The sequence below is a fragment of the Microbacterium sp. 22179 genome, assembly GCF_052045715.1.
In the GTDB taxonomy this organism is placed as follows: domain Bacteria; phylum Actinomycetota; class Actinomycetes; order Actinomycetales; family Microbacteriaceae; genus Microbacterium; species Microbacterium galbinum.
This window is the reverse complement of record NZ_JBQEPJ010000005.1, coordinates 203,606-223,502: the sequence shown is the minus strand read 5'-3', so window position 1 is coordinate 223,502 and position 19,897 is coordinate 203,606. Positions and strand designations below refer to the sequence as shown.

Sequence of the window (19,897 nt, the reverse complement as noted above, 5' to 3'; positions counted from 1 at the left end):
GTCATTGAGCCCGTCGAAGGGCCCCGCCCCGAGCAACCCCTCAGACCGGCCGCTCGTCGGCGACGTTCCACGGCACGGTCCACCCGGCCGCGTCGAAGATGCCGCTGAGCACCATGGCCGTGAAACCCCACACGATCGTGCCGTCGACGTCGAACGCCGGAGCCCGAAACGTGCGGTCGCCGAACGTGCGCACCGAGGTGTACCGCGTCGCCGGGTCGAGCAGCTGCGCCACCGGCACGCGGAACACCTCGACCGTCTCGGCGTGATCGATCGCCGCCACACGCGACGGCGTGCGCCACCACCCCAGCACCGGAGTCACGCGATGATTGCTGGCCGCGAGGGGGATCTCGGGCAGGGTCGCCAGCACGTCGACGCCCGCCGGGTCGAGTCCGGTCTCCTCTTCGGCTTCGCGGAGCGCGGTGGCGGCGGCATCCGCATCTCCCGGCTCGACCCGCCCGCCCGGGAACGACACCTGCCCCGGATGCGACGAGAGCGTGGGGGCGCGGCGCTGCAGCAGCACGTCGAGGTCGCGCGCGACGGCCGCATCGGGCACCACGGCCGGTTCGCGATCGAGCACGCCGAACAGGATGAGCACCGCCGCATCGTGCGCGTTCTCGGGATCGAGGAGTGCGGGGAACGGGCCGCCCCAGCCGTGCCCGGATACCGCGGCGAGCAGCTCGGCGCGGGCGCCCTCGGGATGCATGCTCATGCTGCGAGCCTACGCGCGGTCGTAGTGTGGGGAGATGGCCAAGAAGATCGACATCGTCGACGGACGCTCGGCGCTCGACGTCGTGAAGCAGGCGGATGCCGCGGGCGAGAAGCCTCCGCGCCCCGCCCTCGCCACGGCCGTGCGGTATCTGCTGCAGCTGCTCGACGAGAAGGCGCCGGGCAACAGTGTCGAGGTGCGGGTGCCGCCGTTCGGTGCGGTGCAGGTCATCCAGGGTCCGCGGCACACGCGCGGCACACCCCCGAACGTGGTCGAGATGGACGCCGCGACGTGGCTCGCGGTCGCGCTGGGCGAGGAGCAGTGGGCGGATGCCGCGGCATCCGGTCGCATCGCCGCCTCGGGCACGCGCGCCGACCTCGTCGACGTGCTTCCGCTGCGCCCGTAGCGCGCCGGTACCTAGCGCCGCGCGACCACCAGCGGAACCCCCGTGACGGGGTGGGGGAAGACGTCGACGGGCTGACCGTAGACCTCTTCGATGCGCGGCGCCGTGAGCACCTCGGCGGGGGTGCCGGTGGCGACCACGCGCCCCTGCGACAGCAGGGTGACGCGGTCGGCGTGCGCCAGTGCGGCGTTGAGGTCGTGCAGCACGATCGCGACGGCGACTCCCTCGGCCGCCTGCAGGGCGATGAGCCGCATGACGTCTTCGTGGTGCTTGAGGTCGAGAGCGGCGGTGGGTTCGTCGAGCAGCAGGATGCCGGTGCTCTGCGCGATCACGCGGGCCAGAGCCACGCGGGCGCGCTCACCGCCCGACAGAGACGTGACCGAGCGGGCACTGAGCGGCAGCACCTCGGTGGATCCCATCGAGGTCGCGACGATGGCATCGTCGTCGTCGGCCGCGGGGGTGCGCGCCCAGGGCGAGCGCCCCATGCGCACGACCTGCTCGGCCGTGAACGGGAACGTGACGGTGTTCTCCTGCAGCAGCACCGCACGCTTCTGCGCGAGGGTGCGCGAACGGATGCCGGTGACCGGCGCACCGTCGAGCTCGACCCGTCCGGTCTGGGCCGTCACGTCGCCGGCGAGCACTCCGAACAGGGTCGATTTACCGGCGCCGTTGGGGCCGACGAGGGCGTGGATCTGCCCGGCGTGGATGTCGATCGAAGCGTCGTCGAGGATCGCGCGACCGTCGCCGACGCGCACGGTGAGCCCGGTGCCCCGCAGGCGGACGGTCATGCCCAGCCTCCCGCCCGGCGGCGCGTGCGCACGAGCAGCCAGAGGAAGAAGGGGCCGCCGACGAGCGAGGTGATCATGCCGATCGGCAGGTCGGCGAGGGGCACGGCGGTGCGGGCGACGAGATCGGCCACGGCGATGAGCAGCGCGCCGCCGAGAGCCGAGGCGATCACGAGCGGCAGGTGCGCGGGGCCGATGATCATGCGCATCAGGTGGGGCACGACGAGGCCCGCGAACCCGATGATCCCGGCGAACGCGACGGCCGCGCACACCAGCAGCGCCACGGTGACGATGACCGTGATGCGCAGCAGTTCGACGTTGAGTCCGAGGTGCCGTGCGGTGCGCTCGCCGAGGGCGAAGAGGTCGAGGCTCGGAGCGACGATCAACGCCACGACGATGCCGATCGCGACCAGCGGTGCGACGAGGGCGACGTTCTGCCACAGTGCGCCGTTGAGTGATCCGAGCTGCCAGAACACGATCTGCTCGCGCGTCGAGGTCGTGCCGATGAACGTGAGGAACGCCATCCCGGCACCCGCGATCGCGTTGATCGCGATACCCGTGAGCAGGAGCGTGACGACCTCGGTGCGCCCACCCGACCGGCTGATGAAGTAGACGGAGAGCACCGCCACGAGTCCGCCGATGAAGGCGAACGCGGGGGTCGTCCACATCCCGAACGAGGCGAGTCCCAGGGTGATGCTCGCGGCCGCGCCGAGGGCGGCACCCGACGAGACGCCGACGACACCGGCATCCGCCAGCGGGTTGCCGAAGATCGCCTGCATGAGCACGCCCGACACCGCGAGCGCGGCGCCGACGAGCAGGCCGAGCACCAGCCGCGGCATCCGGATGCTGTTGATGACGCCGTAGTCGGTGGCGTTCGACGGCGCCCAGGCGGTGTCGATGCCCATACCGTGCAGCAGCACGCCGATGAGATCGGTGGGGGAGAGGTCGTACTGGCCGCTCGTGATCGATGCGATGCAGGTGATCACGAGCGCTGCGAGCAGGCCGATGACGACCAGCGCGAAACGCAGCCCCCGGCGCGTGGTCGGCGTCGGGGTGACGACCTCCGAGGTCATTTCGCGGGCTCGGGCGCGTAGAGGGCGCGGGCGAGGGCGCTGATGATCTCGGCCGAGCGCGGCCCGAAGCTCAGGATCTCGCTGTCGGCCATGTCGATCACGCGGCGGTGGGTTCCGGCGGGCGTCTCGGCGACGGCGGGTACGCGTTCGATCAGACCGTCGATGCCCCCGACCGATTCGAGTCCGTCGGTCATCATCACGAGCACGTCGGGCTTCGCGGCGACGAGGGCTTCGGCGGTCATGGGCTTCATACCCTCCCAGCCGATCTCCTCGGCGACGTCGACACCGCCGACCGCGTCGATGAGGGAGTCGGCGCCGGAGTCCTCGCCGAAGATGTAGTAGACGTTCGCGCTGCCCCGCACGTAGAGGAAGAGCATGCGGGCGCGATCGGCCTCGTCGGCGGGCACGATCTCGGCGATCTCGGCCTCGGCGTCGTCGAGCTCGCCCGCGAGGCGTTCGATGAGGGCCGCTCCGCGGGTGGGCACGCCCAGGGCGCCAGCGATCTCGGTGACGAGCTCGTCGGTGGTGTCGATGCGGCGGTCGCTCGAGATGACGACGACCGCGATCCCCGCGTCGCGCAACTGCTGGCGCACCTCCTTGGGTCCGATGGTCGTGTCGGTGAGCACGACGGTGGGGGCGAGCTCGAGGATCGCCTCGGCGTTCAGGCTGTGCCCGCTCTGCGTGACGACGGGGAGGTCTTCGGTGCCGGCGAACTGGGTCGACGCATCCCGCCCGACGACCTGGTCGCCGAGGCCCAGGGCGAAGACGGTCGAGGCGATGGTGCCCGAGATGTCGATCGGCAGGATGCGGTCGGCCGAGGTGATCGTGACCTCGCGGTCTTCGCTGTCGGTCACCGTGACCGGCAGGTCGGGCGCGGTGTCGTCGTCGATGGGGGTGATGGCATGGCTCGACAGGCAGGCGGTCGAGCCGCCCTCGACGGCGCGGACGTCATCGACGAGGTCGAGATCGGCGAGAGCGACGGATGCCTGGGGGCAATCGTCCACGGGCGTTGCCGAGGCGTCGGGGGTTGCGGCATCCGCGCCGGGCTGTGCGCAACCGGCGAGTCCGATCGCGAGCGAGGCAGCGAGGAAGACGGCAAAGACGCGGCGCATAAGGCAAGGCTATCCTAAAACTTGACGCGAGCCTCGCGCACAGCCTACGCTCAGGAACGGTAGCTGCTTAGTGCAGCCTAACCTAATTCCTTCGCCCGACTGCATAGCGGCACCGCCGGCGTGCGTGCCCGCGCACCCCGGGGCCCGGAGAGAAACCGTGAACTCCACAGCACCCAGCACCACAGCGACAGGCCGCGTCCGCGCGGCGATAGCTGCCCTGATATCGCTCTTCCTCGTCGTGACCGGCCTCACGGTCGCTCAGCCCGCGCTCGCGGCCGACACCGTCGTCACCACCAGCGTCACCGTGGCCGATACGTCCGGCGTGACGGTGCGGGCCACGGCATCCGCTCTTCCCGAGGGAACGGCCGGCGCCTACGCCGCCGTCATCGAGAAGGGCAGCGAGAGCGGCGTGACCGCGGGTGGCGGATTCGCGGCCATGCAGTTCGTGCGCACCGTCACCGACGGCGGCTTCACGGTCGACCTCGCGGGGGCGGCATCCGCCTTCGACCGCACCAAGGTGTACGAGGTCATCGTCTGGCAGCAGCACACGATCCCGGACGCCACCAACATCTACGCCCGCGCCGATGTCGCCATCAGCGCGGAGCAGTGGGATGCCGTCTTCCCGCCCGCGACCGAGCCGGAGACGCCCGCTGAGCCGGAGACGCCGACCGAGCCGGAGACCCCCGCTGAGCCCGAGACGCCGACCGAGCCCGAGGTTCCGGCTTCCGCCGCGATCTCCGTCTTCCTCGCCGACGGCACCACGCCCGCGGCCGACACCGCGCTCAAGGCGGGCGACAAGGTCGTCGTGAAGGGCACGGGCTACGACCCGACCGCGAACGTCGGCGGCCGTGGCGTGCCGATCCCCGCGAACCTGCCCCAGGGCACGTACGTCGTGTTCGGCAACTTCGCCGAGAACTGGAAGCCGTCCGCCGGTGCCGCAGCCGCGACCCGCTCGGGTTCGGTGCAGGCGTGGGCGCTCGCCGAGAGCGTGCTCGACCAGGTTCCCTCTCAGTACCAGGCCGCCGTGCGCGGCCAGTGGGTGCCCCTCGCGGCCGACGGTTCGTTCACGGCGACCCTGACGCTCAAGGACACCACGGCGACCCCCGGCTCGTACGGCGTCTACACCTACGGTGCCGGTGGCGTGAGCAACGCCGACCAGGAGCGCAGCGTCGCCCTCAACTACGCGCCGGCCCCGAAGGTCGCCGTCTCCGACCTCGCCGTCAGCGATGCGGGCATCACGGCCAACGTCACCGGCACGCTGTTCGGCGCCGCCACCGGCGTCTACGCCGCGATCATCGAGACCGGCACCGAGGCGAACGTCACCGCCGGCGGCGGATTCGCGGCGATGCAGTTCGTGCGCAACGTCTCGGGCGGCGCCTTCTCGGTCGCGCTCGCGGCTCCGGCCTCCGCTCTCGACCGCACGAAGACCTACGAGGTCATCGTCTGGACGCAGCACACGTTGCCGAACGCGCAGACCATGCTCGCGCGCACGCCCGTGACGATCTCGACGGCGCAGTGGGAGATCGTCAAGCCGGTTCCGGCTGCCCCGTCGATCTCGGTCTTCCTGGCCGACGGCGTGACCCCGGTGGAGGGCACCGCTCTCAAGACCGGTGACAAGGTCGTCGTGAAGGGCTCGGGATACAGCCCGACCGCGAACGTCGGCGGCCGTGGCGTGCCGATCCCCGCGAACCTGCCCCAGGGCACGTACGTCGTGTTCGGCAACTTCGCCGAGAACTGGAAGCCCTCGGCATCCGCTCCTTCGGCGAACCGCTCGATCGGCTCTCAGCTCTGGGCGCTCTCCGAGGCCGTGCTGAACCAGGTTCCGGAGGCATTCCAGCCGACCATCCGCAGTCAGTGGGTCGACATCGCGGCGGACGGCACGTTCACCGCGACGCTCACGCTGAAGGACTCCGCGGCCAAGCCCGGTGCGTACGGCGTCTACACCTACGCCGCCGGTGGCGTCGTGAACGCCGAGCAGGAGCGCAGCGTCGCCCTGAACTACAACGAGGCACCCGTCGCGACCGCGACGGTGAAGGCGGCGACCGAGGACGGTCTGACCGTCACGGCCGGAGGCTCCCAGCTGGGGTCGATCACGGGTGCGTATGTGGCGCTGATCGAGGCGGGTACCGAGGCGGATGTGACCGCCGGTGGTGGGTTCGCGGCGATGCAGTTCGTGCGCAACATGTCCGGTGGTGCGTTCAGCGTTGATCTGGTGGCGGCGAAGGCGGGTCTTGACCGGTCGAAGTCGTACGAGGTCATCGTCTGGCAGCAGCACACGCTTCCGACGGCGTCAACGATCTACGCCCGTCAGGCCGTGAACGTGACGGATGCTCAGTGGAACACGGTGTTCCCGCCGAGCAGCCCGACGGTGTCGGGTTCGGTGTCGGTGGCGTCGACCGAGGGTCTGACGGTCGCTGCGTCGGGATCGAACCTGGGGTCGATCACGGGTGCGTATGTGGCGCTGATCGAAGCGGGCACCGAGGCGGATGTGACCGCCGGTGGTGGGTTCGCGGCGATGCAGTTCGTGCGCAACATGTCCGGTGGTGCGTTCAGCGTTGATCTGGTGGCGGCGAAGGCGGGTCTTGACCGGTCGAAGTCGTACGAGGTCATCGTGTGGCAGCAGCACACCCTTCCGACCGCGTCGACGATCTACGCACGTCAGGCCGTGAACGTGACGTCGGGCCAGTGGGATGCGGTGTTCGGTCCCCTGGACGGCCCGAAGGTGACGACCGCGGTGAAGTCCGCGACCGCCCAGAACGGCCTGACCGTCACGGCGACCGGTTCGAAGCACGGCTCGATCACGGGTGCGTACGTCGCGCTCATCGAGAAGGGCACCGAGGCGGACGTCACCGCCGAGGGCGGATTCGTCGCGATGCAGTTCGTGCGCAGCGTCTCGGGCGGTGGCTACTCGGTCGACCTCACGGCCGCGGCGAGCGCGCTCGACCGCACCAAGACGTACGAGGTCATCAGCTGGCAGCAGCACACGATGCCGACCGCATCGACGATCTACGCCCGCAGCACGGTGACGGTCACCGAGGCGCAGTGGGACAAGATCTTCGGACCGAAGCCCCCGCAGCCTCCGAAGCCCCCGAAGCCCCCGGTCACCCCGACCGCTCCGGTCGCGACCGTCCCCGGCGGCTCTCTGCGCTGGGACGTGTCGAGCTCGTTCCTGAGCTACATCACGGGCAACATCGCCAAGGGCGCGATCGAGGTCACCGGTGGTGCCACGCGTGCCGACGGACTGTTCCAGTTCGGACAGGCGACCGGCAGCACCTACGACCCCGCGACCGGCCTCGGCACGGTCTCGTACGTGGGCGCGGTCCGGTTCACCGGTCACGGCGGCATCCTCGATGTCACGGTCGCGAACCCGCAGATCCGCTTCACCTCGGCGAACGCGGCGACGCTCTACGTGACCAACGGCGGAAGCCAGGTGCCGTTCGCGACGCTCGACCTGTCGCGTGCGGGCAAGACCACGGCGAACGGCGCGGTCACCTACACCTCGGCCCCGGCATCCATCACCTCCGCCGGCGTCAACCAGGTGTTCCAGGGGTACTCGACGACTCTGAGCCCGGTCACGTTCACGATCGGTTCCGCAGCCGCGGCTCCGAGCGGATCGACCGGCACCGTCGCGGCGGCCGCGGCGGTCGTCAAGAAGGCGGCCCTCCCGGCCACGCCTCCGGCGACCACCGGCATCGAGATCGACGACGAGAACCTCACCGCCCTGCAGTCGGGCAAGACGGCGACGATCACGGCATCCGGTTTCGAGCCGAACGAGAAGGGCATCCAGGTCGTCGTGTACTCGACGCCCGTCCTGCTCGGCACGGTGGATGCCGACGCCAACGGTGTCGCCACGTGGACCGGCACGCTGCCCGCCACGCTCGAGAACGGTGAGCACACGCTCACCCTCCAGGGTTCGGTGACCCGCGGACTCGTCTTTACGCTGGCTCGTGCGACCGTCGTGATCGGCGCCTGCACCGTCGAGGGCGCGAGCCTGAACTGGGGATACAAGGAGTCGTTCCGCACCTACATCGAGGGCATCGCGAAGGGCGGCTGGACGCTCACCGATGTGGTCTACCAGTACCCCGACTTCGTGTGGTCGAACGGCTCCGGCTCGTACGACGACGAGAGCGGCGCGGGCCTCGTGACCTACGGCGGCAGCATCAACTTCACGGGCCACGACGGCGCGCTGAACACGACGCTGGCGAACTTCCGCCTCGAGCTCGCGGGCGACACCGGCTACATCGTGGTCGACGTCACCGGCACCACGCAGTCCGGCGAGGCCATCGACCTGAAGGACGTGCGGTTCGCGGAGTTCTCGCTGGCCGACGTCACCGCGGTCGACGGAGTGATCACGCTCGACGGCATCCCGTCGACGCTCACCGAGGCCGGTGCCGCCGCCTTCGGCACCTACGCCGCGGGCGAGGCGCTCGACCCGGTCAGCGCCGTCATCCCCGTCGGTGCGGACTGCGGAGTCGCGGCCCCGGCCGACGACGAGGAGACCGAGTCGGAGGCGACCACCGCGGTCACCGCCGTCACCGAGGTCGCGGATGAGCAGGGCGGCGTGCCGGTCTGGGTCTGGATCGTCGGCGGGCTCGTCGTCGTGGCCCTCGTCGGCACGGGCGGTGTGCTCATCGGACGCCGCAGCCGCTCGACGGCAGAGTCGTCCGTCACGACCACCGAGGTCTGACAACCGATCGAACCGCCCTTCCGCATCGCGCGGGAGGGCGGTTCGTCGTGGGCCGGTCGGGCGGAGGGCTCCGTGTTGCGCGGAGCGACGCGGCGTTGGGCGGAGTTCTCGGTGTTGGGCGGAGGTTTCTGGGCGAAGCATCCGCCCGACGTGGAGTTCTCCTCCGCTGCGTGGGGGGGCCTTCGACAAGCTCAGGGACCCGGCCTTCTGCGCGGGACCGACTCCCGGGTCGCTGAGCCTGTCGAAGCGTCCCGCGGAGCGACGCGGTGGTGGGCGGAGTTCTCGGTGTTGGGCGGAGGTTTCCGGGCGAAGCATCCGCCCGACGTGGAGTTCTCCTCCGCTGCGTGCGGCCCTTCGTCTCGCTCCGCTCGCTCAGGAGCCGGGTCTCAGGGGCGGCAGACACCCGGCTCCTGAGCGAGGAGCGGAGCGACGAGACGAAGGACGTGGCGCGGTCCGGAGGGAACGGTGGGAGAATGGAGGCATGTCCTCCTCCGAGACCCCGCAGACCGTCGAAGCGACCGTGCGCCACGTGCCGCGGTACGGCGTGTTCATGGGTATCGGTGTCGTGCTGGGTGTGATCGCCGCCGGCATCCTCACCTTCACCGGCAGCTTCGAGGAGTCGCAGGCTCTCGACGTCGTCTACCCGCCCGGCCAGGTCTTCGGATTCCTGCTGCTGTGGACGGTGCCGATCGGGATCGCCCTCGGCGGTGTCGTCGCGTTGATCCTGGAGCGCACCGGCCGCCGGCACGACCGGGTCGTGCGCGTCGACCGCGAGACGATCATCGAGATCCACGACGAGGCGCCCGAAGCACAGGCGGCACCCGAGGCCGCGGCATCCGACGCACCCGCCCCCGAGCGCGACTGACCCTCAGGCCAGTTCGGCGATGACCGGCCGGATGGCCGAGTCGAACGCCACGATGTCTCGGCGCAGACCGTCGGTCACCGCGACGGTCAGATCACCGATCCACCAGATCCCACGCTGCGAGAACGGCAGCACCTGCACGTTCAGCTCGAACGAGTGGGCCCGCCGGCCGATGTCGCGCTCGAACTCGGCGATCGCGCTGGCGTACGCCCGGTAGGCGTCGCCGCCGGTGTGGCTCTTCATCGACTTCACGTAGCGGTCGTGCGCGGCGCGCGCGTAGCGCAGAGCGGATGCCGCGTGCGCGGCGATCCCCGCACCGAGCTCTTCCGCGCCGGAGGCGGGCAGCGCCACGAGCGTGTCGAAACCGTCGACCAGTTCGAGGGGCACACCGGAGGGGTGTGCGCGCGGCTCGACCGTCATGTCCCAGTAGTCGCGCCACTGCTTCTCGATGGCCGACGTGGCGTCGGCGGCATCCGGCGCGCGCACCGGCAGATCGCGCAGAGTCGGCAGATCGTCGGGAACGCGGATGCCGAGGGCCTGGCGCAGCGCGAGCGCGACGAGCACCGGAACGCTCGCGTCTTCGCGAATGAGCCACTGCGGCTTGTCGGCCATGGCCCCATCGTAGGGCTGTGGCCGCGCTCGGGGTGAGAATCCGGGAAGCAGTGCTAACCGCTGCCGCGCGCCGCGTCAACCCGCGCGCCCTTTCGACCGTCGAGGCGTAGACCGGGGGAAGCGGGCCATCCGCTGCCCGCGGACGAGAGGAAGAGATGATGCGCAATCAGGAGAACGAACGCACGGGCGAGGTCCCGGCAGCCGACGGCGCCGACGGAGAGTCCGGAGCGATGAGCGGGATGGAGACGGGGACCGCGCCCTGGGGCGTGACCGGCGAAGGCGACGCGCGGCACGGCGACGCCGCGGATGCCGGAGGAGAACGCGACACGGCCGACGATGTCGACGGGGCTGAAGACGCTCGGCGCTGACGGTGACGCCGATGCGATCGCCTCCCTCCGCAGGAGCCGATCGCATCTCGGCACGCCCGGCGGGCGGTAGGCTGGACGCGTGGCTGCCTCCCCCACCAATCCCTATTCCGAAGCCGGCGTCGATACCGCTGCCGGCGACCTCGCCGTCGAGCTGATGAAGTCGTCCGTGCGGGCGACGCACGGCCCCGAAGTGCTCGGAGGCGTCGGCGGATTCGCCGGTCTCTTCGACGCGAGCGCGCTGCGCGACTTCCGCCGCCCGCTGCTCGCGACCAGCACCGACGGCGTCGGCACGAAGGTCGCGATCGCCCAGGCGATCGACAAGCACGACACGATCGGCCAGGATCTGGTCGGCATGGTCGTCGACGACATCGTCGTGGTGGGTGCGAAGCCGCTCTTCATGACCGACTACATCGCCTGCGGCAAGGTCTTCCCCCAGCGCATCGCCGACATCGTGCGCGGCATCGCCGAGGCGTGCGCCGCGACGGGCACCGCGCTGGTGGGTGGCGAGACGGCCGAGCACCCGGGTCTGCTGGGTCCGCGCGACTACGACGTCGCGGGTGCCGCGACCGGAGTCGTCGAGGCCGATGCGATCCTCGGCGCCGACCGCGTGACCGACGGCGACGCGGTGCTCGCGATCGCCTCGAGCGGTCTGCACTCCAACGGCTATTCGCTCGTGCGTCACATCATCACGGGCGCCGGCATCTCGTACGGCGACAACTCGGCCGACCTCGGCGGCACGTGGGGCGAGGCCCTGCTCGAGCCGACCCGCCTCTACACGCTTCCCCTGCTGCGTCTCATCGACGCCGTCCCGGGCGCGGTGCACGCGCTCAGCCACGTCACCGGCGGCGGCATCGCGGCGAACCTCGCCCGCGTGCTCCCGCAGGGCAGCTGGGCCGAGGTCGACCGCAGCACGTGGTCGCCGAGCCCGGTCTTCCGCGTGCTCAGCGACATCGCCGGTTCGTCGCTCGAGTCGGCGGAGGGCACCTGGAACCTGGGTATCGGGTTCCTCGCGGTGGTCTCCGACAGCGCGAAGGATGCCGCGATCGCGGCGCTCCAGGCCGAGGGCATGCCCGCGTGGCAGGTCGGCACGGTGCGTTTCGACGGGCGTCCGGCAGGAGAGTTCGAACAGGGCGCCAAGGGCGTCGACGGTGGAGCGGTGCGCCTCGTGGGCGCCTACGCGGACGGAGCGAAGTAAAACCCCATGTGCGGCATCGTCGGAATGGTGGGGACGGCCCCGGTCAACCAGGACATCTACGACGCTCTCCTCCTGCTGCAGCATCGCGGCCAGGATGCGACGGGCATCGCCACGGCAGAGGCGAACGGCGTCATGCACAACGCCAAAGCGCAGGGGATGGTGCGTGAGGCGTTCCGCACCCGCGACATGCGTGCGCTCCTCGGCAACGTCGGTCTCGGTCACGTGCGATACGCGACCAAGGGCACGGCATCGAACGAAGAGGAGATGCAGCCGTTCTACGTGAACGCGCCGTACGGCATCATCCTCATCCACAACGGCAACCTCACCAACACGCGTGAGCTCACCGCCGAGATGGCGAAGCGCGATCGCCGCCACCTCAACTCGTCGAGCGACACCGAGCTGCTGCTCAACGTGCTCGCGGGCGAGCTGCAGAACACCACCTCGACGGTCGACCTCGACCCCGAGCGGGTCTTCGAGGCCGTCGAGCGCACGCACGAGCGCATCGAGGGCGCGTACGCCGTCATCGCCGTGATCGCCGGCTACGGTCTGCTCGCCTTCCGCGACCCCTTCGGCATCCGCCCGCTGATCCTGGGGCGTCGCCCGTCGACCGTGCCCGGCAACGAGGGCAAGGACGAGTGGGTCGTCGCGAGCGAGTCGCTGGTGCTCGAGAACGGCGACTACGAGGTCGTGCGCGAGGTCGAGCCCGGTGAGGCCGTCTTCATCACGACCGAGGGCGAGCTGCACACCAAGCAGTGCGCCGCCGCGACGCAGCTCTCGCCGTGCGCGTTCGAGTACGTCTACCTCGCGCGTCCCGACTCGGTCATGAACGGCATCTCGGTCTACGAGTCGCGTCTGCGCATGGGTGACCGTCTCGCCGACACCATCGCGAAGCACGTGCCGATGAACAAGATCGACGTCGTCATGCCCATCCCCGACTCGTCGCGCCCCGCCGCGATGGAGGTCGCCCGCAAGCTCGGCATCGAGTACCGCGAGGGCTTCTACAAGAACCGCTACGTCGGCCGCACCTTCATCATGCCGGGGCAGGCGGTGCGCAAGAAGAGCGTGCGCCAGAAGCTCAACGCGATGTCGACCGAGTTCCAGGGCAAGAACGTGCTGCTCATCGACGACTCGATCGTGCGCGGCACGACGTCGAAGGAGATCATCCAGATGGCGCGGGATGCCGGCGCGATCTCGGTGACCTTCGCCTCGGCGGCGCCGCCCGTGCGGCACCCGCACGTCTACGGCATCAATATGCCGTCGCGTCACGAGCTCATCGCGCACGGTCGCACGATCCCCGAGATCGCCGAGGTGCTGGGCTGCGACCACCTCGTCTACCAGGAGGTCGACGACCTGAAGGCCGCGATCACCGAGGGCTCGGTCGTCGACGACCTCGACATGAGCTGCTTCGACGGCCGGTACGTCACCGGAACCGTGAGCGACGAGTACCTGGCCTGGGTGGAGAGCTCTCAGACCTCATGATCACGGAGGGCCGCCCGCTCTGGCAGGGGCGGGCTCTCGCGCTGATCGGGATCGTGCTCGTGGCGTTCTCGCTGCGTTCGGCGGTCGCCTCGCTGTCGCCGGTGATCGACCACATCTCCCGCGACTTCCCGGTGTCGCCGGTGATCGTCGGCCTCATCGGCGCCGCGCCGCCGGTGTGCTTCGCCGTGTTCGGGCTGGTCACCCCGCTCGTCGAACGGCGCTTCGGGCTCGAGCGCGTCGCGGTCGGCGCCCTCGCCCTGATGTCTCTCGGACTCCTGCTGCGCGGCTTCGCGGGCGATTCGACGAGCCTGCTCGCCGCGACCGTGGTCGTGTTCGCCGGTGTCGGCGCGGGCAACGTGCTGCTGCCGCCGCTGGTGAAGAAGTACTTCCCCGACCGTCTCGGCGTGATGATGACGCTGTACTCCACCATGATGGCGGTCTCGACCTTCGTGCCGCCGCTCGTCGCCGTGCCGGTCGCCGACTCGCTCGGCTGGCGGGTATCGCTCGGGCTCTGGGGCGGGTTCGCGGTGCTCGCGCTGCTGCCGTGGATCGCGCTGCTGATCGGTGAACGCGGGCGCGCGTCGACGGCATCCGCTCGTGCCGCCGACGTCGTGCTCGACCCGACCGACGGGGTCGACGATCTGACGGATGCCGCGGCCGTCGCCACCGGACCCATCGCCACCGTGCCGGCCAGCCCGCGCGTGTTCGGCAGGCTGTGGCGGATGCCGTTGCCGTGGGCGCTCGCGCTGGTGTTCGGCACGTCGTCGACCATGGCCTACGTCGCCTTCGCCTGGCTGCCGACCATGCTCGTCGACATCGCCGGCGTCACCCCCGCGACGGCCGGATTCCTGCTCTCGCTCTTCGCCCTCGCCGGTCTCCCGTGCGGGCTGCTGGTGCCGATCCTGATCGTGCGTTTCCAGGCGACGCGGCCGCTGTTCCTGTTCGCGGTCGCCTGCGGCGTCGTGGGTCTCGGCGGTCTGCTGCTCGTGCCGACGGTCGCCCCGGCGCTCTGGGCGATCATCTACGGGCTCACGGCGATCCTGTTCCCGCTCAGCCTCGTACTGCTGAGCATCCGTGCGCGCACGCCCGAGAGCGCGGTCGCCCTGAGCGGATTCGTGCAGAGCATCGGCTACGGCATCGCCGCGGTCTTCCCGCTGCTGATCGGTCTGCTGCACGAGACCACCGGAAGCTGGCAGGTGCCGTTGATGGTCGTCATCGGCGTGCTTATCGTGTCGATCCCCGCAGGTCTCGTCGCCGGGCGCCGCCGCACGATCGAAGACGAGTGGGAGGCGCGGCACGGCCGCTGGTGAGCTCGACGCTCAGGGCACGTGCACCTCGTCGCCGACCCGGATGACTCCCGCCGGCGCGTTCTCGTCGCTCGGCGGGGTGACCGGCAGGAACAGGCGTCCGAGCGTCGGCTCGTCCTGTCCGAGCGCACCGGTGAGGGTCGTGAGAACCTTGACGTCGCGTTCGCCGGTGTCGGGGTTCGCATGGGTCGCGAGGCAGCGCACGATCGGTCCCTCCGTGGTCAGCGTGACATCGCCGATCCGCACCTCGCCGTCCCAGTCCAGCTCAGTCCACGCATCGACCCCGTCGATGACGATGTTCGAGCGGAAGCGTCGATCGTCGATCCCCGTTCCCACCGCCTCGCCCAATGCCTCCGCGCTGCCGCGGCTGTGCAGAGAAACGTAGCCTCGGGCTCGGTCCTGGAAGCGCGAGGTCTCGCCGTCACCGACCAGCACGAGGGGGAGTCGCCCGGGACGCTCGAGGCGTCGACCCTCCCGCGTCGCGCGCACGAATTCGGTGACGGCATCCGTCAGCTCTGCGCGTCCGTCGCCGTCGAGACCCGCCTCCGCGAGCACCGCGCCGTCGTGCTCGATCCGCACTCGTGCGCGGGTGTCGTCGTAGTGGGTGCGCAGGGCGGCCAGTGCCGGGAAATCCTGCAGGGCGAGACCCTTCGCCTTCGGCCAGTGCTCGAGGCCGTCGCGCTCTTCCGGCGTCGCGGCATCCGCGAAACGGAACGCGAGCACGCGATCTCCCGCGACCCGTCCGTCGGCCTGAACGGTCAGGGACCCGACCGACTCCGGAGTGAAGCCCTTGATCGGGTGACGGTAGAGAGCGACGACATGGGGCATGCGTCGATCCTCGCAGATCGTGTCACCCGGGTACGACGAAACCCCCGTAGGTCATACGGGGGAGAGGTCGAACGGAGGGGCGGTCAGGCCTTCTCTAGTTCGTCCTCGTCTTCGTCGGCGTAGTCATCTGCCCACTTGTCGACGTAGGCATCTTCGTCGGTCGGGTGAGCCAACTCGCGCTCGAGCGCGGAGTAGTTCACCGACGGACTGTACGCCTTGAGTTCGCGGGCGATCTTTGTGTGTTTCGCCTTCTGACGGCCACGGCCCATGCGCGAGACCCCCTCACGAGTTAAGCGGCGGGTGGTCAGGTCCCGCGGCATTCACGACACCGGTTCGAAGCCGGTAAGAGTAGCATTCAGAATAGCACGCGGGTCAGACCCCCTGGCCTCAGCCGGGCTGGTGAACGGAGCGATCTCATGGCCGACCACACCTCGACGCCTTCCGACGAAGCGGCGCAGAACCAGGCTCTGCAGAAGGCCGTGATCGTCGGAGTGCAGCCGCACCAGGACGGCCGCGTGGTCGACGAAGCCGTGCGCTACGCCCGACTGCTCGGCGTGCCCCTCGTCGTCGCCCACGTCGACGTGACGCGTTTCGTCACGTACGAGGACCCCGACGGCTACGTGCACTCGGCCCCCATCGACATCAACTTCGACGCCGGTGCCGCCGAGTTCGAGGCCGTGCAGGCGGCGGTCGCTCCGGCCCTCGACGCCTCGGGCATCACCTGGACCGCCCGTCAGCTCGTCGGCGACCCGGCGCTCGCGATCAAGCAGCTCGCGAACAAGCTCGACGCTCAGCTGATCGTGATCGGCACCCGCAAGCGGGGCATCGGCGAGAGCATCCGAGAATTCTTCACCGGATCGGTCGCCGCTCGCCTGGCGCATCGCCAGCACCGGTCGATCCTCGTCGTGCCGCTCGGCGACCTCGTTCCCGACTCCCAGAAGGAGATCTGGCCGGAGGCGGCGGAGTAAGTCTCCGGGGTCGTCTCAGCCGACCCAGCTCGGGTCGTCGAACAGCCGCTGGAGGTCATCGACGAGGCGGCCGGTGTGGAAGCCGTCCGCTGCGGCGTGGTGGATCTGGATCGCGAGGGGCTGGATCACTTGGCCCGCGCGCTCGACGTAGCGGCCGAGGGTGAAGATCGGCGGGAGATGCGTCCCGGCATCCTTGATCTGCAGTGAGAACGCGGTGAACGTCGTCCACGGCAGGCTCGAGACGTCGAAGGTGTTGGGCGGCGTATCGGACTGCGGGAACATCTCCGTCGCCGAGCGGTGCGTGCTCAGGAGGTCGACGGCGTGCTCGTGGAAGGTCGCGAAGTCGGGATCGTACGGCGTCCACACGCTCGCGAACGTCTCGCGCTCGGGGTTGAACACGGTGAACGCAGGGTGCACGACGTCCCAGATGCCGGGTGCGCCGTCGGTGGTCAGGCCCATCCGGAACTGCTCGTGACGGTTGACCGCATCAGCAAGGGCCCAGATCTGTGTCGGATACGTCTTGCGCGCGGCGTTGCGGATCGCCGCCGTGAGCCGCGTCGCATCGAGCTCGACCGTGAGGGCGTAGCTGCACGGCACGGCGGTGGAGTAGTGCTGGAAGTGCTGGGCGCGCGGCCACGAATCGACATCGATCGGACGGAGATTGCTCATGCCGTCATCCTCTCATCGGCGCGTTGGGTCATCGCGGACATGCCCGAGTTCGAACTGCCGGAGGTGATGCAGTACGCCATCATGGCGCCGCACCGCGACGGGGCCACGAGCTTCATCATTACCAAGGCGTTCAAGCGCGTCGAGAACCGCGGCTGGAGGCGCTGCGCGAAGCCATCGCCAGTTCCGGATCCGCGGAGCTCTCTTCCGTCACGCCACTGCCTCGCCGCCCAAGGTCAGTGGGGCAGTGGCGTGCATAACTCCTCAGAACCGAGGTCGAATCCGACCGATTCCGACCGTTCGAGGAGGGAACGGCGAATTTCTCCGGAGTTATGAACGGGGAGATGGCGCGGGGCGCTTCGACGGGCTCAGCGACCCAGCGCTGAGCCCGTCGACCTGGTAGGCGGCCTAGCGGGTCGTCGAGATGCCGACCGTGACCGCGCGGGCGGCGGCGTCGAGGGCGTTCTCGAGATCGGTCACGACGTTCGCGGGGAGTGCGCCGCCCTGTGCCACGTGCGTGCGCAGATCGGTGCGGATGCGTGCACGGAACGCGTTGATCACGGCATCCGCCCGGTGCATCTCCTCGCGGCTCGTCACCCGGGTGTCATCGGATGCCGAGCGCGGACGGCTCTTCGCCGACTGGCGTTCGTCGTGCGCGGCCGAGGCGAGGTCGGCGCGGAGGGTCTTCATCGCGTCCTGCACGCTCTGACGCACCTCGTTCGCGATGAGGCGCACCGAGTCGGCGAGCCCGGACTCGATCCCGGCCAGGTCGTTCTCGCGGGAGGCGAGCTCGGCGCGGCCCTCGTCGGTGATCGCGTAGATCGTGGTGCGCCCGTCGACCGTCTTGGTGACGAGCCCCTCTTCCTCGAGCTTCGCGAGGCGCGGGTAGATGGTGCCGGCGCTCGGGGTGTAGGTGCCGCCGGTGCGATCGGTGAGCGCCTGGATGATGCCGTAGCCGTGCTGCGGCGACTCGGCGAGCAGCGACAGCAGGTACAGGCGCAGGTCGCCGTGCGAGAAGACGGCGGGGGTCATGCCTCTTCCTCCCATTCCGCGTCGTTCGTGATCGACTCGGGGGTGCGGCGCAGAACGGTGACGCCGCCCGAGACGGAGTTCACCCGCAGGTCGACGAAGCGCCCGGCGAGCTCGCCCTTGGTGCCGGTGTAGTTGCTCGGGCCCGAGGAGCTGCGCTCGATGCCGTCGATGAGCAGGCGTCCGCTGAGCGAACGGATGACGTAGTTCGCGGCGAGCGACTCGTCGAGGCGCACCGTGGTGCCTCCCGAGACCGAGTTCACCGAGATGGTGTTCACGTCACCGGCGGCGTCGACGGTCGTCGAGCCCGAGACGATGTCGACGGTCGCCTTGCGCACGACGCCGGTGACGGCCACGTCGCCCGACACGCTGTTCGCGTTGATCGAGCCGGTGAGGCCGCGCACCTGCACGTCGCCCGAGACGGTGTTGACGGTGAGGTCGCCGATCAGGGTGTCGACGATGAGGTCGCCCGAGACGGTACTGAGGCGAGCATCGTTGCGGATGCCGGAGACGAGGGCTCCGGCGCTGACGACGCCGAGGTTCAGCGCGATCGAGCGGGGCACGGCCACGCTCACCTCGGCGCGCGGACCCCCGCTGCCGAAGTTGCGGAACACCTCGAGGAAGTTGTCCCAGCCGAGCTGCGGGTGGTCGATCTCGACCTCGCCGTCGTGGGATTCGATGCGGAGGTCCTTGGTGGTGACGCCGTGGACCTCGATGCGGATGCCGGGTTCGTCGTGCGCGATCACGTCGACCTGTCCGCCGACGAGGCCGACCTTGAGGCGCGTCACGGATTCGATGTCGATGACGCGTTCTTCGCCGGGGGCGATGAGCCACTTCTCGGTCATGTCTGCTTCTCCTGGGTCGAGGATCGAGATATATCGTGTTCGAGAACCATAACACGATATATCTCGATACTGTCAAGAGGTCGGGAAACTCTCGGGTTGGCGGGCAGTTGACATTGACGCAACGTCAACTTCTACGGTGGAGTCATTCACACGGAAGGAGAAGCGCATGAGCAGTCGCGACTGGTCGATCCAGGAGATCGCCCGCCTCGCCGGCACGACCAGCAGAACCCTGCGTCACTACGACGACATCGGACTGCTGGCGCCGACGCGCATCGCGGCGAACGGCTACCGCCACTACGACGAGACCGCCCTCGTGCGCCTCCAGCGCATCCTGCTGCTGCGCGAGCTCGGACTCGGGCTGCCGCAGATCGCGGAGGTGCTGGGCCCTTCGACAGGCTCAGGGACCGAGCGCGCCGAGGCATCCGCTCTCGAAACCCACCTCGCGCTGCTGCGCGAGGAGCAGACCCGGCTGGCGCGACAGATCGCGTCGGTCGAATCCACCATCGACGCTCTGAGAGGAGGTGAAGAACTCATGGCAGAGAACATGTTCGATGGCTTCGACCACACGCAGTACAAGGACGAGGTCGAGCAGCGCTGGGGCGCGAAGGCCTACGCCGACGGCGACCGTTGGTGGCGGAGCATGACGGATGCCGAGCGCACCGACTGGAAGCAGAGGGTCGCCGGCCTCGGTCGAGACTGGATCGCCGCCGCCGAGAGCGGCATCGACCCGGCATCCGATGAGGCGCAGGCTCTCGCCCGCCGTCACGTCGAGTGGCTGACGGGAGTGCCGGGGACTCCGGCATCCGCCCCCGACGGTGACGTGAAGGCGTACGTGCTCGGACTCGGCGAGATGTACGTCGCCGACCCGCGCTTCGGCGCGAACTACGCCACCTCGTCGGGTGGCACCCACGGCGCGGAGTTCGTCCGCGACGCGCTCCGCGTGTACGCGGAGGCGAATCTGTAGGCCGCCCT

Annotated in this window: 19 protein-coding genes; 9 read left to right on the top strand and 10 right to left on the bottom strand. The window is 69.7% G+C overall.

Annotated features, from left to right (window positions below; genetic code table 11):
- Positions 1 to 40: 40 nt before the first annotated feature.
- Positions 41 to 709: an NUDIX hydrolase gene (locus ACTJKK_RS12815; RefSeq protein WP_440748277.1), complete on the bottom strand. Its 669-nt coding sequence runs from the start codon at positions 707 to 709 to the stop codon at positions 41 to 43.
- 34 nt (positions 710 to 743) lie between these two features.
- Here ACTJKK_RS12815 and ACTJKK_RS12810 point away from each other — a divergent pair, with 34 nt between their 5' ends.
- Positions 744 to 1,112 (top strand): sterol carrier family protein, encoded by a 369-nt coding sequence (locus ACTJKK_RS12810; protein ID WP_440748276.1) that lies wholly within the window; start codon positions 744 to 746, stop codon positions 1,110 to 1,112.
- 11 nt (positions 1,113 to 1,123) lie between these two features.
- On the opposite strand, the gene ACTJKK_RS12805 is transcribed toward ACTJKK_RS12810, so the two are convergent.
- The 3 genes from ACTJKK_RS12805 to ACTJKK_RS12795 are packed head-to-tail and all read right to left on the bottom strand — an operon-like array spanning position 1,124 to position 4,079.
- Complete coding sequence (locus tag ACTJKK_RS12805; RefSeq protein ID WP_440748275.1) at positions 1,124 to 1,897, bottom strand: heme ABC transporter ATP-binding protein; 774 nt, start codon at positions 1,895 to 1,897, stop codon at positions 1,124 to 1,126.
- Positions 1,894 to 2,967 carry a FecCD family ABC transporter permease gene (locus ACTJKK_RS12800; RefSeq protein WP_440748274.1) on the bottom strand — a complete coding sequence of 358 codons (1,074 nt, stop codon included), beginning with the start codon at positions 2,965 to 2,967 and terminating at the stop codon, positions 1,894 to 1,896. Before ACTJKK_RS12800 ends, ACTJKK_RS12805 begins: the two co-directional genes overlap by 4 nt.
- Positions 2,964 to 4,079 (bottom strand): heme/hemin ABC transporter substrate-binding protein, encoded by a 1,116-nt coding sequence (locus ACTJKK_RS12795; RefSeq protein WP_440748273.1) that lies wholly within the window; start codon positions 4,077 to 4,079, stop codon positions 2,964 to 2,966. Before ACTJKK_RS12795 ends, ACTJKK_RS12800 begins: the two co-directional genes overlap by 4 nt.
- A gap of 157 nt (positions 4,080 to 4,236) precedes the next feature.
- On the opposite strand from ACTJKK_RS12795, the gene ACTJKK_RS12790 reads away from it, so the two are divergent.
- Together ACTJKK_RS12790 and ACTJKK_RS12785 are read left to right on the top strand one after the other, a co-directional pair.
- Positions 4,237 to 8,766 carry an HtaA domain-containing protein gene (locus tag ACTJKK_RS12790; RefSeq protein WP_440748272.1) on the top strand — a complete coding sequence of 1,510 codons (4,530 nt, stop codon included), beginning with the start codon at positions 4,237 to 4,239 and terminating at the stop codon, positions 8,764 to 8,766.
- A 481-nt stretch (positions 8,767 to 9,247) separates the two neighbouring features.
- The gene (locus ACTJKK_RS12785; protein WP_440748271.1) at positions 9,248 to 9,631 is read left to right on the top strand and encodes a potassium transporter Trk; all 384 of its coding nucleotides are present in this window, start codon (positions 9,248 to 9,250) and stop codon (positions 9,629 to 9,631) included.
- 3 nt (positions 9,632 to 9,634) lie between these two features.
- On the opposite strand, the gene ACTJKK_RS12780 is transcribed toward ACTJKK_RS12785, so the two are convergent.
- Positions 9,635 to 10,240, bottom strand: coding sequence for a zinc-binding alcohol dehydrogenase (locus tag ACTJKK_RS12780; RefSeq protein WP_440748270.1), 606 nt, complete (start codon positions 10,238 to 10,240; stop codon positions 9,635 to 9,637).
- A 158-nt stretch (positions 10,241 to 10,398) separates the two neighbouring features.
- Here ACTJKK_RS12780 and ACTJKK_RS12775 point away from each other — a divergent pair, with 158 nt between their 5' ends.
- The 4 genes from ACTJKK_RS12775 to ACTJKK_RS12760 all read left to right on the top strand — a co-directional run bounded on the left by ACTJKK_RS12775 (position 10,399) and on the right by ACTJKK_RS12760 (position 14,592).
- On the top strand, positions 10,399 to 10,608 hold the full coding sequence (locus ACTJKK_RS12775) for a hypothetical protein (RefSeq protein WP_440748269.1): 210 nt from the start codon (positions 10,399 to 10,401) through the stop codon (positions 10,606 to 10,608).
- A 79-nt stretch (positions 10,609 to 10,687) separates the two neighbouring features.
- Positions 10,688 to 11,803, top strand: coding sequence for a phosphoribosylformylglycinamidine cyclo-ligase (gene purM / locus ACTJKK_RS12770; protein WP_247633057.1), 1,116 nt, complete (start codon positions 10,688 to 10,690; stop codon positions 11,801 to 11,803).
- A 6-nt stretch (positions 11,804 to 11,809) separates the two neighbouring features.
- Entirely contained in the window at positions 11,810 to 13,282 is a 1,473-nt protein-coding gene (gene purF, locus ACTJKK_RS12765) for an amidophosphoribosyltransferase (RefSeq protein WP_440748268.1), read from the top strand.
- Positions 13,279 to 14,592, top strand: a complete 1,314-nt coding sequence (locus ACTJKK_RS12760; protein ID WP_440748267.1) for an MFS transporter — start codon at positions 13,279 to 13,281, stop codon at positions 14,590 to 14,592. The genes purF and ACTJKK_RS12760 overlap by 4 nt, the downstream gene beginning before the upstream one ends.
- 9 nt (positions 14,593 to 14,601) lie before the next feature.
- On the opposite strand, the gene ACTJKK_RS12755 is transcribed toward ACTJKK_RS12760, so the two are convergent.
- A complete protein-coding gene (locus ACTJKK_RS12755; RefSeq protein ID WP_440748266.1) occupies positions 14,602 to 15,417 on the bottom strand; it encodes an MOSC domain-containing protein in 816 nt (271 codons plus the stop codon).
- 83 nt (positions 15,418 to 15,500) lie between these two features.
- Positions 15,501 to 15,686, bottom strand: a complete 186-nt coding sequence (locus ACTJKK_RS12750; protein ID WP_017204296.1) for a DUF3073 domain-containing protein — start codon at positions 15,684 to 15,686, stop codon at positions 15,501 to 15,503.
- A gap of 147 nt (positions 15,687 to 15,833) precedes the next feature.
- On the opposite strand from ACTJKK_RS12750, the gene ACTJKK_RS12745 reads away from it, so the two are divergent.
- Positions 15,834 to 16,385 carry a universal stress protein gene (locus ACTJKK_RS12745; protein WP_440748265.1) on the top strand — a complete coding sequence of 184 codons (552 nt, stop codon included), beginning with the start codon at positions 15,834 to 15,836 and terminating at the stop codon, positions 16,383 to 16,385.
- 15 nt (positions 16,386 to 16,400) lie between these two features.
- Here ACTJKK_RS12745 and ACTJKK_RS12740 read toward each other — a convergent pair whose 3' ends face one another.
- From ACTJKK_RS12740 to ACTJKK_RS12730, 3 genes are all read right to left on the bottom strand, one after another.
- Positions 16,401 to 17,054, bottom strand: a complete 654-nt coding sequence (locus ACTJKK_RS12740; protein WP_440748264.1) for a CatA-like O-acetyltransferase — start codon at positions 17,052 to 17,054, stop codon at positions 16,401 to 16,403.
- Positions 17,055 to 17,459: 405 nt separating this feature from the next.
- A complete protein-coding gene (locus ACTJKK_RS12735; RefSeq protein ID WP_247623608.1) occupies positions 17,460 to 18,083 on the bottom strand; it encodes a PadR family transcriptional regulator in 624 nt (207 codons plus the stop codon).
- Entirely contained in the window at positions 18,080 to 18,925 is an 846-nt protein-coding gene (locus ACTJKK_RS12730) for a DUF4097 family beta strand repeat-containing protein (protein ID WP_247623607.1), read from the bottom strand. Before ACTJKK_RS12730 ends, ACTJKK_RS12735 begins: the two co-directional genes overlap by 4 nt.
- Before the next feature lie 166 nt (positions 18,926 to 19,091).
- Here ACTJKK_RS12730 and ACTJKK_RS12725 point away from each other — a divergent pair, with 166 nt between their 5' ends.
- Positions 19,092 to 19,889, top strand: coding sequence for a MerR family transcriptional regulator (locus ACTJKK_RS12725; protein ID WP_440748263.1), 798 nt, complete (start codon positions 19,092 to 19,094; stop codon positions 19,887 to 19,889).
- The last annotated feature ends 8 nt before the right edge of the window (positions 19,890 to 19,897 follow it).